At 57.4% G+C, this 14,501-nt stretch carries 14 protein-coding genes; 2 read left to right on the top strand and 12 right to left on the bottom strand.

All coding sequences use genetic code 11. The features are described 5' to 3' along the window. Positions 1-27: 27 nt before the first annotated feature. The 5 genes from IAI47_RS05285 to dapA all read right to left on the bottom strand — a co-directional run bounded on the left by IAI47_RS05285 (position 28) and on the right by dapA (position 5,770). Positions 28-1,980 (bottom strand): tRNA(Met) cytidine acetyltransferase TmcA, encoded by a 1,953-nt coding sequence (locus IAI47_RS05285; RefSeq protein WP_008926545.1) that lies wholly within the window; start codon positions 1,978-1,980, stop codon positions 28-30. Beyond that, positions 1,980-2,846: a neutral zinc metallopeptidase gene (locus tag IAI47_RS05280; protein ID WP_003848793.1), complete on the bottom strand. Its 867-nt coding sequence runs from the start codon at positions 2,844-2,846 to the stop codon at positions 1,980-1,982. Before IAI47_RS05280 ends, IAI47_RS05285 begins: the two co-directional genes overlap by 1 nt. 140 nt (positions 2,847-2,986) lie before the next feature. Next, the gene (gene purC / locus IAI47_RS05275; RefSeq protein WP_003848791.1) at positions 2,987-3,700 is read right to left on the bottom strand and encodes a phosphoribosylaminoimidazolesuccinocarboxamide synthase; all 714 of its coding nucleotides are present in this window, start codon (positions 3,698-3,700) and stop codon (positions 2,987-2,989) included. 145 nt (positions 3,701-3,845) lie between these two features. Further along, positions 3,846-4,877 carry an outer membrane protein assembly factor BamC gene (gene bamC / locus IAI47_RS05270; protein ID WP_003848789.1) on the bottom strand — a complete coding sequence of 344 codons (1,032 nt, stop codon included), beginning with the start codon at positions 4,875-4,877 and terminating at the stop codon, positions 3,846-3,848. Positions 4,878-4,891: 14 nt separating this feature from the next. Beyond that, the gene (gene dapA, locus IAI47_RS05265) at positions 4,892-5,770 is read right to left on the bottom strand and encodes a 4-hydroxy-tetrahydrodipicolinate synthase (protein WP_003848787.1); all 879 of its coding nucleotides are present in this window, start codon (positions 5,768-5,770) and stop codon (positions 4,892-4,894) included. Between the two features lie 143 nt (positions 5,771-5,913). On the opposite strand from dapA, the gene IAI47_RS05260 reads away from it, so the two are divergent. Together IAI47_RS05260 and bcp are read left to right on the top strand one after the other, a co-directional pair. Further along, complete coding sequence (locus IAI47_RS05260) at positions 5,914-6,495, top strand: glycine cleavage system transcriptional repressor (RefSeq protein ID WP_003848785.1); 582 nt, start codon at positions 5,914-5,916, stop codon at positions 6,493-6,495. Between the two features lie 155 nt (positions 6,496-6,650). Continuing rightward, positions 6,651-7,118: a thioredoxin-dependent thiol peroxidase gene (gene bcp, locus IAI47_RS05255; protein WP_003848783.1), complete on the top strand. Its 468-nt coding sequence runs from the start codon at positions 6,651-6,653 to the stop codon at positions 7,116-7,118. Between the two features lie 93 nt (positions 7,119-7,211). Here the strand turns inward: bcp and IAI47_RS05250 are convergent, their stop codons facing one another. The 7 genes from IAI47_RS05250 to IAI47_RS05220 form a co-directional block, all read right to left on the bottom strand. Then, a complete protein-coding gene (locus IAI47_RS05250) occupies positions 7,212-8,777 on the bottom strand; it encodes a sensor domain-containing diguanylate cyclase (protein WP_008926546.1) in 1,566 nt (521 codons plus the stop codon). 160 nt (positions 8,778-8,937) lie between these two features. Continuing rightward, a complete protein-coding gene (locus IAI47_RS05245; RefSeq protein ID WP_008926547.1) occupies positions 8,938-9,768 on the bottom strand; it encodes a phosphodiesterase in 831 nt (276 codons plus the stop codon). Between the two features lie 10 nt (positions 9,769-9,778). Continuing rightward, on the bottom strand, positions 9,779-10,762 hold the full coding sequence (locus IAI47_RS05240) for an ABC transporter ATP-binding protein (protein ID WP_003848773.1): 984 nt from the start codon (positions 10,760-10,762) through the stop codon (positions 9,779-9,781). Then, on the bottom strand, positions 10,759-11,574 hold the full coding sequence (locus IAI47_RS05235; RefSeq protein ID WP_008926548.1) for an ABC transporter permease: 816 nt from the start codon (positions 11,572-11,574) through the stop codon (positions 10,759-10,761). The genes IAI47_RS05240 and IAI47_RS05235 overlap by 4 nt, the downstream gene beginning before the upstream one ends. Further along, positions 11,571-12,446: an ABC transporter permease gene (locus IAI47_RS05230; protein WP_008926549.1), complete on the bottom strand. Its 876-nt coding sequence runs from the start codon at positions 12,444-12,446 to the stop codon at positions 11,571-11,573. Before IAI47_RS05230 ends, IAI47_RS05235 begins: the two co-directional genes overlap by 4 nt. Continuing rightward, on the bottom strand, positions 12,446-13,468 hold the full coding sequence (locus IAI47_RS05225; protein ID WP_187961177.1) for an ABC transporter substrate-binding protein: 1,023 nt from the start codon (positions 13,466-13,468) through the stop codon (positions 12,446-12,448). The genes IAI47_RS05230 and IAI47_RS05225 overlap by 1 nt, the downstream gene beginning before the upstream one ends. After that, the gene (locus tag IAI47_RS05220) at positions 13,452-14,474 is read right to left on the bottom strand and encodes a LacI family DNA-binding transcriptional regulator (protein ID WP_008926550.1); all 1,023 of its coding nucleotides are present in this window, start codon (positions 14,472-14,474) and stop codon (positions 13,452-13,454) included. Before IAI47_RS05220 ends, IAI47_RS05225 begins: the two co-directional genes overlap by 17 nt. Positions 14,475-14,501 lie beyond the last annotated feature (27 nt).

The raw sequence follows: 14,501 nt of genomic DNA, 5'->3' as shown, positions 1-14,501 counted from the left end.
GTCGAATTATTTCAACGGCCGGTGCAGTCAGTCCGCAGTCACGCCCAGGCTCTGGAGCGCTGTTGCTGCCTGCTGACGTAACACCGCGACCAGCGCTTTACGGCCACTCACGCCTGCCTGCCGGGCAAGCTCGCTTAGCGCATCGGGGGCGGCAACGACTGCGGCCAATAACGGGGCGGGCGCGACACTGGCTTCTGCCAGACGCTGCAATACCGGCAGGCTCGCCTCCAGGGGCCGCTGCGCCCAGGCAAAACCGATGGCCAGATGCATATCCTGGGCTGTTAATCCATTATCTGGGATCTGATCAAACTGCAGGTCCAGCGCGATATGTTGTCGCAACAGTGGCCAGTCACGCGCCAGCTGTTCTGCCGCCCGGCGCGCTAATGCCCTGCCCGCAGCAGAACAGGGCAGAATAGCCATTGCCGCATAGCAGCCGCTGCTGGCTTCGCGCTGGCTGCCTATTCGCACCAGAGTAAAACCACAGGCGCGCCAGAACGCCCAGAGTGATTCAGTGTAGCCGAAGCTGACAGAGAGGTAGTCGTGTTCTGCAGCCGCACGGGCCGCGGCGGCCACAAGCTGCTGACCGATTCCGCGGCGACGGCTCTCCGTTGCCACGGCAACACGGCTGATTCGTTGCGAGCGCAGGATTGCCGCTTCGGCAAGACCGGCGTGGGCAGCCAGAGATTGCGCCACCAGATTCCCGCGTGGTCGCCGGGTGCCCGCCCAGACCGCCTGCGCCAGTGCTGGCTCAAGACCGCCCTCCTCCACCAGCCAGAGTGCACCCTGTAATGCAGGTGTCTCGCCCGCCCGCCACAACGTCATACCCGGCGCATCCAGCAGGCGGCGCAGATCAAGTGGCGACGTGCGATAGTGCGCGCTGGTGAGCAGGCGATAGGCGGCTTCCAGCGTGCTGAAATCGTGACGTTCAACAGGATGCGGTGTGGCCGGAGAATCGGGTGCCGTCGCGCTGGCATCGTCAAACAGCAGCGCCTGATTCAGCCACTGCTCCAGCGGATCACAACGCGACCAGCGCAGCGGCTCGTCCAGCGTGTAGTAGTGCACCCCGGTAAGCCCGGCGCAGAACTTAAGGATAAAGCCGCGCCCGCTGCCTTCGTAGCCCTGTACAGTGGTGGTGAGCAGCACACGGGGATACCGGCTGACCAGCGCCTGCAGTAGCGGGGCCGGTATCGCCGCCGCTTCATCCACAATCAGCCAATCCGCCTCGGGCGGCGGCTCCAGCGCCAGCAGTGCATCCGGCGCCATAAAGTGAAAATGCTCAGCGGCAAAGGTGGCCAGCACCTCCGTTGAAGCTTTCGCGGGTGCCGTGACCAGACAATGGCGATTCTGGCGGGCCAGCATCCCCGCCAGCGCCGATTTACCCCGTCCACGGGCGGCGGTCAGCACCGCGATCCCCGATGGCAGTCTCATCAGTTGATCGAGTATCGCCTGCTGCTGTTGCGGGGCCTGACAGTGCCATTCTGGCCAGTCAGGCTGCACCGGAAAACGGCATGGCTGATGCTGCCGCTCCAGCAGTACCTGGTCATCCGCCAGGATCAGCTGTTGCAGATGGTGAACAAAATGGGGTGTTGGGATGGGCTGAGCGACATCGGCCCAGCGCAGGCTGTCGGTGTCAGGCTGCTGCGACCACCCTTCCCAGGGCGGGACCAGCAGTAACAGCCAGCTACCTGCGGTGAGCGTGCCAGCCAGCGCAGCGAAAGCCTCGGCATGAAAGCCCTGGCGGGCATCGAATATCCCATGACGAAATTCACGGCCAAGCAGCGTGCGAACCGCGCCTGGCTGTTTGTGCATAAGTGACTCACCAGAGGAAGCAGAGAAGAGCGGCTCCGGGCTTAGCACCAGCCAGTCGCCTGGCAACGCGTCATGCCACTCTGCAGCACGCTCCAGGCACCAGTCCGGGTCGCCGCTGATCACGGCCAGGCGACGCACACCGGCCTGCTGCATAGACTGTGTTGCGATCATCAGTTGCTGGCGAAGGTGTTGCACTGTCCTGGATTGCCACCATCAAATCCGCGCTTAAACCAGGTGTAGCGTTGCTCAGAGGTGCCATGGGTAAAGCTGTCCGGCACTACGCGGCCCTGACCCTTCTGCTGCAGACGGTCATCGCCAATCGCCTCTGCGGCGTTCAGCGCTTCCTGCAAATCCCCTGCTTCAAGGATGTTCTCTTGCTGCATATAGTGTCCCCAGACACCGGCAAAACAGTCTGCCTGCAATTCCATTTTCACAGAGAGCTGATTGACCTGCGTCTGGCTCGCGCCCTGCTGCATTTCACGTACTTTAGGCTCAATACCCAGCAGTTTCTGAACATGGTGGCCCACTTCATGCGCGACAACGTAGCCCTGGGCGAAGTCGCCGTCAGCGCCGAGTTTGTTTTTCATCTCGTCATAGAAAGAGAGATCGATGTAGACAGTCTGATCGGCTGGACAGTAGAAGGGTCCCATCACGGATTGGCCTGTGCCGCAGCCGGTTCGGGTTGCCCCGCGATACATCACCAGCTTTGGTGCAACATACTGTTTGTTCATCTGTTTGAACAGCTTGCCCCAGGTATCTTCCGTGGTCGCAAGAATCACCTTAGTGAATTTTGCAGCCTCGTCATCATTGGTGCTGACGCTGCGCTGTTGCTGCTGGCTGGTTGGTGCAACGTCCCCACCCGTCAGCAGCGCGGTAAGGTCATAACCGTAATAACCTGCAATAGCCACCACCACCAACAGGATGATACCGCCTTTGCCGCGCGGCAGACGAATCTGACGGCCTCCGCCACCTAAACCGGACGATTGATCGCGACGGTCCTCTACATTGTCGCTTTCGCGACGCCCTTGCCAGCGCATGCTCTCTTCCCTCAGTCATTTTTTTCAGATGGCATGATTTTAGTTGCGTGACCGGGCAATCACCAGCTTTAGGCTGAAATGAAAACGGAGAGCCTGGGCTCTCCGTTTTATTCTGCTTACTTACTGCACTGCAGGCTGACTCAGTCGAGTTTTACGCCCAGCCTCTGTGCCACTGCTTCATAAGCTTCGACTACGCCGCCCAGGCTCTGGCGAAAACGGTCTTTGTCCATTTTATCCAGGGTCTCTTTGTCCCACAGGCGTGCACCATCTGGCGAAAACTCATCGCCCAGCGTGACTTCACCGTTAAACAGACCAAACTCAAGTTTGAAATCAACCAGAATCAGACCCGCATCGTCGAACAGCTTGCTCAGCACTTCGTTGGCTTTAAAGGTCAGTTCCTGCATCCGCGCCAGGTTCTGCTTGCTGACCCAGCCAAAAGTTTCGCAGTAGGATTCGTTGACCATCGGGTCATGCTTTTCATCATCTTTGAGGAAAAGATCAAACAGCGGGGGATTGAGCACAATGCCCTCTTCCACGCCCAGACGTTTTACCAGCGAACCTGCGGCGCGGTTACGGACCACGCACTCTACCGGCACCATCTCCAGCTTCTTCACCAGCGCTTCGGTATCAGACAGCAGCGCTTCCATCTGGGTTGGAATACCCGCTTCCTGCAATTTGGTCATGATGAAGTGGTTAAACTTGTTGTTAACCATTCCTTTGCGATCAAATTGCTCAATTCGGGCGCCATCACCTGCTGACGTATCGTTGCGGAATTCGAGTATCAGCAGATCCGGATTATCGGTGCTGTATACGGTTTTCGCTTTACCGCGATACAACTCAGCTCGCTTTTGCATCTTATTCACTCCAGACTTGAAATAACGGGTGTTCAGCGGCCAGTGCCGCTGCGGCGATTGCCTTGACGCAATCGTTTACTTCGCCGCGCGCTATTATGCCAAAAACAAAATAAAAAGGCCGGAGAATCTCCGGCCTGAGGCAACTTTATTTGTTCAGCGCCGCCTGGAACACGGCCACCAGCGCATCGTTCTGCGACTGGGTCAGCACATGCCCTTTCGGGTCGATAAATTGCAGACTGGTGCGGTTGTCCAAATCACCGACCTGCACTTTGTAATCACCGTCAGGTAATTCCGGGTCTTTTGCGCCAATGGAATCCCAGTCGCTGCTGCTCAGTGACTTGTAGGTCACTTTCATGCTACCCGTTGAGCGAGTGGTATCCGTCACCTCCATCCCAACGCGTTTCATCGCTTCAGGCAGACGCTGCCACGCCACATTATATGGCGTGCGCAGGATCAGCATTGGCAGGCCGGTATCATCTGCGCCGCTCTGCACATCAATAGCCCCACTCACCCGACCTGCCGCCGCGTTTTCACTGGCGGTATCAATCTTGTCCAGACCGGTGCTGATTTCATTCAGCATCTGCGCGGTATAGCGCTGGATCTGCACAGGTGAGGTAACGGTTTTACCCGCCTGCTGCAGCTCCAGCAGACGTACGGTGAGCTGCTGCTGATAGCTCTGCGACTGCACACTGATCTGGTAGCGACCACGATACTGCTGATCTTCATCAGCACGATTCCACTGGACCCAGTCGGTCGTCAGCTGCTGGCCGGCGTCATTACGTGAAGCAATCGCGAAATTGTTTGACTGCACGACGCTCACGACGCGTGGCCAGACTGAACCACGGCTACTATCAATCATCAGTGCGCCCGTGTTGTTGCTGAACTGCGCACGGGTGCCGTTCATCAGGGCCAGCGGCTGGGCAGGTGGACGAATGTCGAGCTGCTTGCCGGTCGGTGCCTGACTGCTGGTGCGCGGTACATCGTAATCACCACGCTGTACCGGCAGGATCATGCCGGCCGGCGCTTTCAGTTCACTTAACTGACTGGCTTCAAGATAAGATTCGTCACCACTGACCTGGCGCTTATAACGCTGATCACTTGAACAGGCCGACAACAGCATCAGGGTAGAAAGCCCCACCACTGTGGCTACTGTTGACCGCTTTACTGAGTAATTCATTCAAACTCCCTAAATTATCGCAAACCCGCTTTCACCAGCGCCTGCTCCACTTTCGGCTGGCCAGCTGCAGTCAGTGGCGTCATTGGCAGACGCAGCGTGTCGTTAGCGATTAATCCTAGCTGTTTCGCAGCCCATTTCACCGGGATAGGATTGGGTTCACAGAAAAGCGTCTGGTGCAGGTGCATCAGACGCTGATTCAGGCGGCGTGCCTCAACGAAATTGCCCTGCTGTGCAAGTTGACACAGTTGAACCATTTCGCGTGCAGCGACGTTTGCGGTCACCGAAATGACGCCTTTACCGCCCAGTTGCATAAAGTCCAGCGCAGTCGCGTCATCGCCACTCACCAGAATGAAATCTTCATTTACCAGCTCTTGGATCTGACTAACACGCGATAAGTTCCCGGTTGCCTCTTTGATTCCGATAATATTTTTGATTTCGGCCAGGCGGGCAACGGTTTCCGGCAGCATGTCACAACCGGTGCGCGAGGGAACGTTATACAGCATCTGTGGCAGGCTGGTGCTATTCGCAATCGCTTTGAAGTGCTGGAACAGCCCTTCCTGGGTCGGACGATTGTAATAAGGCGTCACGGTGAGGCAACCCACCACGCCGGAATTTTCAAAACGCTTCGTCAGAGAGATGCCTTCAGCGGTGGCGTTTGCACCGGTTCCGGCTATCACCGGGATACGGCCATCAGCCAGTTCCAGGGTCAGCATCACCACATCACCATGTTCTTCATGGCTCAGGGTTGCAGATTCGCCTGTGGTGCCGACGGAAACGATCGCCGCGGTGCCGCTGGCGACATGATAATCAATCAGTTTTTTCAGACTCGACCGGCAGACATTACCGTTGTCATCCATTGGCGTAACGAGTGCAACAATACTTCCCGTAAACATTGGCGATCCCCTCGACAAACAAGTGCTTCATGGTACGTTTTACACTTAGGGAAAAGCAAGCAAGCCACGCCATTCCCGCGCTTGTCAGCAGTTTTTTTTATGTTTACCTTATGGTTATTAGCGAAAGCAGAGGAAAAGCCATTTTGCCGCAATCTCAGCCCCATCATCTGGTGATCACCGCGCTTGGTGTTGACCGTCCGGGTATCGTCAACACCATTACCCGACACGTCAGCAGCTGCGGTTGTAATATTGAAGATAGCCGTCTTGCCATGCTCGGGGATGAGTTCACGTTTATTATGCTGCTGTCGGGCAGCTGGAACGCAATCACACTGATTGAATCGACATTGCCGCTGAAAGGCGCAGAGCTGGAGCTGCTGATCGTCATGAAGCGAACCAATGCCCGGCTTCGTCCGCCGATGCCCGACACCGCATTCATCCAGGTTGAAGTGGCCGATTCGCCGCATATTATTGAGCGTTTCACCGATCTTATTGATAAGCATCAGATGAACGTGGCCGAACTGGTGTCGCGAATCACACCTGCGCAACACGAATTGCCACCGACACTCTATATTCAAATGACGGCCCACAGTCCAACGCGAACCCGTGGCACGTCGTTTGAGCAGGCTTTTAATACCCTGTGCCAGGAGCTGAATGCCCAGGGAACGCTACGTCTCTACAGTGTCTCAGACGCCGACAGCAGCGAACCTGTCAGCGCGATACGCTAAGCTTTGGTCCTTAAACCGGAGTTATTTCTCCACATTACTGACGCCTGAATGCTCGGCTATGTGGTGAAATACCCCCTGATGGTAATGTTGCTGCTGGCCGTTTCTGGCCGGATGGTGTATTACCCACAGCCTGAATAAGAAAATGGAGAGATGTGATGAATCCACTGAAAGCCGGAGATACTGCACCCGCATTTAGCCTGCCTGACCAGGACGGCGAACACGTGAATCTGACCGACTTCCAGGGACAGCGCGTTCTGGTGTACTTCTACCCGAAAGCGATGACACCAGGCTGCACCGTGCAGGCGTGCGGTCTGCGTGACAACATGGATGAGTTGAAAAAAGCGGGCGTGGAAGTGCTGGGTATCAGCACCGACAAACCGGAAAAACTGTCAAAGTTTGTCGAAAAAGAGCTGCTGAACTTTACGCTGCTGTCAGATGAAAATCATGAAGTCTGCCAGGCGTTTGGCGTCTGGGGTGAAAAAACGTTTATGGGGAAAACCTATGACGGTATTCATCGCATCAGCTTTTTGGTTGATGCCGAGGGCAAGATCGAAAAAGTGTTTGATAACTTTAAGACGTCGAATCACCACGACATGGTGCTGGATTACGTCAAATCAGCCTGATGTTAAGGGGCGCGTTAGTCTGACCGCCGCGCCCCTGCTTCTCTTTTTCCCGCACGTTTACCCTGCCGTAATGAAACATCCGGTTTCACCCGACTAGGAGTCGGCAACGATCACACAGTTACGTCCGGCACTCTTCGCCTCATAGAGCGCCGCATCCGCCTGTTTCAGGCTGTTTTCCAGTCCCGCATCCTGCGAACCATTCCAGGCCGCCACGCCAATAGACAAGGTAATGCGCCCCACGTCAGTCAGCCAGGCTTCAGCAATGCCCACCCGTACGCGTTCTGCGATGATCTGCGCCTCATCCAGGGCCGTTCCTGGCAATAGCATCAGAAACTCCTCTCCGCCATTGCGACAGACCACATCAGACTGACGGGCGCTGGCACGCAGCGTACTTGCCACCTGCTGAATGACCCGGTCGCCCACGTCGTGGCCCCAGCTGTCATTAACGTTTTTGAAATGATCGATATCCAGTGCCAGAACCGAAAAAGGCTGGCGCAGGGTCCGATAGTACTCCAGCACCGCATTCAGACCCCGGCGATTGAGTACCTGAGTCAGCGGATCGGTCTGCGCTTCTGAGTTAAGCCGACCAATTTTATCCTGCACCAGCCCAATACCGGTGAGCAGCGCACGCTTTACCTGGGCCGCTTCAAAATACCAGGCGGTGATGCCGCCAATTTCTTTTGATACGCCCTGCGCATCCATCCGGCTGGCTTTACGCGCCAGCTGGAAGAGTGGCCGGGCAATCAGACGTGCCATGACTAAGGCCACCAGCAGAGTCAGCAGCGCGAACGGCACAGAATTTTTCAGCACTTTCATCAACAGACCGGACAGCGGATCCAGTGTGACGTTAATCGGCTTCAACGCTACCACTGTCCAGCCTGTCGTCGGCACCACGGCAAAGCCCGCCAGCTGTGTGGCATTACCCGGACCGGCAAGCATCAGCGAGCCATTGGTCTGGTCATCACGCGGATTGACGATGGCAGGCAGCGTTTTGCCAATCAGTTGACGATTCTGGTGATACAACACCTCATTGTTGCTATCGAGCACATAAACCGTTGTGCCATCGCGATAGAACTGCTCACCCAGCAGCGCATTGAGTATGCTTTTCTTCTTCAGGTAGATCGTGCCGCCGATGTAGCCCAGGTAGTCACCCTCGGGACTCCAGACAGGCCATGAGACAAAAACCAGCAGATTATTGGCGGCAGAAAGGGAGGGTTTACTGATGATCGGCTGTCGCAGGGTCAGCGCCTCTCGCGAGGCGTCACTGGTGAGGTGCATACCCTGTAACGTCAGTGACTCGGGGGAAATTGCTTTGATCACGCCCTGCGCATCCACGATCGCGACGGAGTTGAAACTGGTGGTCTGCTCACGCAGTCGATTGACTTCATTGTTCAGCAGCCCCTGATTAGTAAAGTCACGGCTGAGCTGATTGGCGCTGTAATGAAGTTGAGACTGCGCCAGCTGGAAGAAAATTTCACTGGTTGAGGCGAGCTTGGCGGCATACGCCCGGTTAGCCTCAAGCGTGGTGTCAATAAGCACCTGGCGCTGAACCCGCCAGGTAGCGTAGAGCGCGTTCGCGAGTGTGATAACAATGCTGACAATCACCAGCAGGGCGATCAGATTGCGCAAATCGGCCTTGGGCCGGATGTGCTTTAGCATGGCGTCGCCGCGCCGAAGATGAGTGTCATGTCGTGAATGCCTGATTATTTTTTTAAGTGTGCCAGAGGCCCTGATATCCGGGCTTAAGTCTACACTGTGTCGGCATTTTTGAGCAGCACTAAGACAAATTTTACCCCGCTTAATACAGATTTAGCTGGCACTAATCGATTAATCCCTGACTATCGTAAAATGGCCAGGGTCCTGAAAAATGGCCAATCGCGCACTGATGTGTGACCATTCCCTCTCCGGGTTGCCAGCAATGCAGTAAATAGCCGGGCGGCTCCAGGATAAAGTGCGCGGGCCCCTCCGGATGCAGATCCAGCGCGACCTGATGCGATACGCCCGGCGCGACACAGGCGAGCGTGCCAGCAAAGCGGGTCTGCAGGCTGCGATGCAGATGTCCACACAAGACCCGTTCTACCTGCGGATGACGGGCAATGATCGCCTCAAAAGCCTGCGGATGGCGTAACCGTTGCCGATCCATATGCGCAATGCCGCAGGCAAAAGGCGGATGGTGCAGCATGACCAGGGTGGGCTGATCCGCGGACATGCCCAGCGCCTGGTCCAGCCATTCTAACTGTTCCTCATCTACCTCACCCCACGGCTGTTGCGGTACGCTGGAATCCAGGGCAATCAACCTGACGCCGCCCACACTCAGCTGCCAGTTCAGTGTGGGTCCGGATTGCAGATAGCCGTGATCAGGGAAGGCAGCCCGCAACGCCTCGCGGTCGTCGTGATTGCCCGCCATGAGATAAAACGGCGGTTGCAGGCGCTGCAGGGCTTCCCGCAAAGTCTGATACTCATCCGGCCTGCCAAAATCGACCAGATCGCCGGTAATTACCACTGCATCAGGTCGCGGCTGCAGCGAGTTGAGGGTATCGATAACCTGCAGTAACGCCGCATGGGTATCGACCTGTTTGTATGAGAGGCGGCCATGGGCCTTGATATGCAGATCGCTGATTTGAGCAATCAATGTGGGTTGAAGAGACACAACAGACTCCTTAGCAACTGAATTCCAGCGCGGCGTGGCTGGTCAGCGACCAGCTGATACGCTGCCCCGCCTGCCAGATTTCGCGCGCATGACGATCGACCTGAATGGGATTATCCAGTCCGATATCAATCAGTAAGCGCTGTGAAGCGCCGAGAAACATACTGCCCACCACCACGCCGCGCTGGGCATAGCGCGTATCATCGGCCAGCAGAACATCTTCCGGGCGGCAAAAACGCACAGGATGGCCTTCCGGGTCGTGCGCTACGCAGTTAATCGCACCCACAAAATCGGCCACAAAGCGGGAGGCAGGACGCTGATAAATGCCCTGCGGGGTATCAAGCTGCACCAGACGGCCCTGCTCCATCACTGCGATGCGATCGCCCAGCGCCATCGCCTCCTGCTGATCATGCGTGACGTAAACGGCGGTGATCGCCAGCCGCTTAAGCAGCGCACCGATCTCCAGACGCAGTCGGTCGCGCAGCCTGGCATCAAGCGCCGCCAGCGGCTCATCAAACAGCAGCACTTTAGGCCGGGCGGCCAGCGCACGTGCCAGCGCCACACGCTGTTTCTGCCCGCCGGACAACTTATCAATCGCGCGATGTGCCAGAGGCGTCAGATCAACCAGCGCCAGCATCTCTGCAACCCGCGCCTCTCGCTCGGCACGCGGCACGCCCTGCACCTTCAGGCCATAGGCGACGTTCTGCGCCACGTTAAGTGTCGGGAACAGCGCGTAGTTCTGGAACACCATGCCGACATTGCGTTTCTCAATCGGCAGCGCGGTAACGTTACGTTGATCAAACCAGATCTCGCCCGGCGGATCGCTGCTTTCCAGGCCACTGATAATGCGCAGCAGCGTGGTTTTGCCGCAGCCCGACGGTCCCAGCAGAACCAGCGTTTCTCCGGCGTGCACGCGCAGATCGAGCGGATGCAGCGCGACCTGCTGATTAAAGCGACGCGAGCAGTGGCGCAGCGTCACATTGATGGCCTCATTCATACAGTTTCCTCTCTCTGCTGCCGCGACGTTTGCCGTTCCAGCCAGTGATTACAGGCGTTAAGCAACAGCAGCAGCGGTAAAATCATCATGATAAAGATCAGCGTGTAGGCGGACCCGACTTCCAGCCGCATGGAGGTGTAGCTGTCGGCCAGCCCCACCGGCAGCGTTTTGGTCAGCGGTGTGTGGAGCATCCAGGTAATGTTGAACTCCCCCACCGACAGGGTAATGACCATAAATGCACCCGCCAGAATGCCGTTACGGCAGTTCGGAACGACCACAGTAAAAAAGCGACGCCAGAAACTCGCCCCCAGGCTGGCGGCGGCCTCTTCCAGGCGCGGAAGATCAATCGCCTGCATCACCGACAGCACCGGGCGAATCATGAAGGGCAGTGTAAAAAGCACATGGCCGATCAGGATAAAGAGCCAGCTGTCGCGCAACGCACTGAACTGACCGTAAAGCAGAATGATGCCCAGCGCGGTGGCGAGGCCCGGCAACGCCACCGGCAGCATCAGACACTCCTCAATACGCGAGGCCCAGCGTGACGGTGACTTCAGTAAGCCCCAGGCGGCGGGTATGCCAGCAATGACCGTCACCGCCAGACAGCTCAGCGCAATCAGTAATGACAGCCAGAAGGTGTCGGCATACATCTGCCACACCTGCTCCACCCACTTCAGTGTCAGGCCGCTGCGCAGGCCCGCGAAGTAGTTCTGTGTAACACCCGCCAGCATCGAGAGCATGACCGGCACGATCATAAACAGTGCTGTGAGGCTGGTGATCGCCACCTGCAGCCAGAAGAGACCCCGTCGTTTCATGATTCATGCTCCTTCCGGCGCGCAAGGCCATTAGCCAGCATCAGCGCCAGCCAGGCCACGGCGCCCATCACGACTGAGAGTGCCGCCGCAGTGGCAAAGTTAGCGTAATTGGTGAACTCACCGTAAATGGTCAGCGGCAGCACAGCGAGTTCGGTACCCAGCGTAAAGGCGGTGCCAAACGCGCCCATACTGGTGGCGAAACAGAGTGCACCACAGGAAAGCAGCGCCGGTTTCAGTCCGGGTATGATGATGTCTATGATGATGCGCCACTGGCTGGCACCCAGTGAACGGGCCGCCTCTTCCAGCGATCTATCCAGTTTCTCACTGGCCGCCACCAGCGTTACGATGGCACGCGGCAGCGAAAAGTAGAGATAGCCAACAAATAAGCCGCTGAGTGAATAGGCGAAAACCCAGCGTTCATGAAACAGGCTGAGACTGAGTTGCGCCAGCACACCCTGACGCCCCGCCAGCATAACCATCAGAAATCCCACCACCACGCCAGGAAAAGCCAGCGGAAAGGTCAGCAGCGCCAGCAGCGTTCCTCGCCCGGTAAAGCGCTGCCGTGCCAGAAAGCAGCCCACCACCGCCGCAATCAGCAGCGTAACCAGCGTCACCGCCGCCGAGAGCAGGACGGTATTCAGCAGGCTTTGCAGATATTGTTGCTGGCTGATTACCGTCCAGTAGCCACTGTGGTGCGTGGTGCGATCCTCCGTCATGCCGATCTGCAACAGGCGGGCAAACGGCAGCAGCCAGAAGGCAGCAAAGAAGAGCAGCGCAGGCAACAGCATCCACTGCCAGTTTGCCCCCAGCGGGCGGAGCCGATGCCGAAGCGGCCCGCCCGTGGTTAAGGAATTAATGTCTGAAAGTGACATCAGCGAATCTCACTCAGATAGCGGGCGGAGAAGCCCTTCTGTGCATCGGCCATCTGCTGATAATCGACCGTGTGGGCGCGCGCATAATCACTGTCAGGCAGAAAATATTTTTTCGCCTCAGGTGACATCGCGCCAGCCCGTACCGGACGCAGCCAGGCATTGGCCCAGATTGCCTGACCCGCATCGGACAGCACGAAATCGATCACTTTCTTACCGTTGGCCGGATGCGGCGCGTTCTTCACGAGGCTGATAACGTACGGCACCGTCACCGTTCCCTCACTCGGGATAACAAACTCGACATTGGCGTGATCTTTGTAGCGGGCGCGATAGGCGTTGAAGTCATAGTCGATCAGAATCGGGATTTCGCCTGAAATCAGCCGTGCATAGGCGGTCTGCTTAGGCACAATGGGCTGGTTGCGCTGCAGCGCTTTGAACCAGTTGATGGCGGGAGTGAAGTCATGCAGGCTGCCGCCTTTGGCCTGATTCACCGCGACTGCGGCCACATAGCCCACAAAGGCACTGGCCGGATCAAGATAACCCACCATGCCTTTATATTCCGGCTTCAGAAGCTCATCCCAGGATCGTGGCACCGGCGCGCCACCCAGCGCATCAACATTCACCATAAAGCCCATGGTGCCGGAGTGCAGCGCTACCCATTTGCCCGCCGGATCTTTCATACCGGCCGGGATTTCATCCCAGTGAGCCGGCTTATACGCGCTGACCACATCAGCACTGACAGCCTGAATGCCGAAGCTGACGCCGTAATAGACCACGTCGGCAACCGGATTATTTTTCTCTGCCACCAGCTGCGCCAGCGCCTGACCCGAGTTTTTATTGTCCTGTGGCACATGAATCCCGGTCGCTTTTTCAATCGCCTGAAGCTGCGTGGCCCAGTCGGCCCACTCAGGCGGGCAGTTGTAGCAGATCGCATTTTCCGCCGCCTGGACCCATGAACTGGTCAGCGTGCAGCCGGCCAGCAGCGCCGCGCTGGCGATATATCTGAGATTAAACGTGAGTGACATGATGTTTCCCTGAAGAAGAGCCATAAAATGCCGGGGCGATACTCTCCCCGATCCGTAAATGATGGGGCAGCAGGTGGGTTTCACTGCCCGGATTCAGAAGCAGATCAATGGCGAGCGTTCCCATCAGCGCAATCGGCTGAACCACGCTCGCCAGTGACGGTGAAAGCTGTTCGCCCAGCGCAATGCCGTCGAAACCGATCACTGACAATTGATGCGGCACGCTGACACCTGCACGTGCAGCTGCCCCCAGCAGGCTGATAGCCAGCAGATCGTTACTGCAAATCACTGCAGTCAGCGGCGAAGGTGCATTCATCAGCGGCAGCAGCGGCTTGAAATCGGAGTGGATATGGCTCGGCATCTCAACCATCGCCTGCGGTGTCAGACCGGCCTGCTGCATGGCCTGGCAGTAGCCAAGAAAGCGAAGACGTGCGCGATCGGATTGCTGCATTGGGCCTGCGGCCATCACGATGTGACGGTGACCCAGAGAGATGAGATGGGTGGTCGCTTCGGCCATCGCTTTGCGGTTGTCGACGTGCAAAGCAGGCCATGCGTGCTGTTGCGGCACGCTGTGGGTCAGTACAAATGGCATCTTCGCTGCCGCCAGTGTGGGCAGCAGCGCACTGCGGTCGGCGTCTGCCACCGTCAGTACCAGACCGGCAACACGCTGGTGCAGCATATGTTCGACAATGGCTGCTTCCCGCTCAGCCTGATAATCACTGGTCGCCACCAGCAACGCATAGCCTGCCTGCTGCGCCTGCTGCTCCATCGCCTGCAATTGCATGGCAAAAACCGGATTGAGCAGAGAAGGCAGCAGTACACCGAGCGTGGTGGAGTGGCGGGTACGGAGCTGACGGGCAATGTAATTCGGCCGAAAACCTATCTGTTCTGAAGCGGCAAGCACCTTTTGCAGCGTACCCGGTTTAAGCAGATGAGGATCAGAGAAGGCGCGCGCAGCGGTTGCGCGGGAAACCCCTGCCAGTCTGGCTACGCTGATTAAATCGGTCATGTCTGCCTCGTTTATCGTCAATGAGAT

Origin of the sequence: Pantoea sp. MT58 (assembly GCF_014495885.1) — a bacterium.
GTDB lineage: Bacteria > Pseudomonadota > Gammaproteobacteria > Enterobacterales > Enterobacteriaceae > Pantoea > Pantoea eucalypti.
This window is presented reverse-complemented; position numbering and strand designations above follow the sequence as displayed.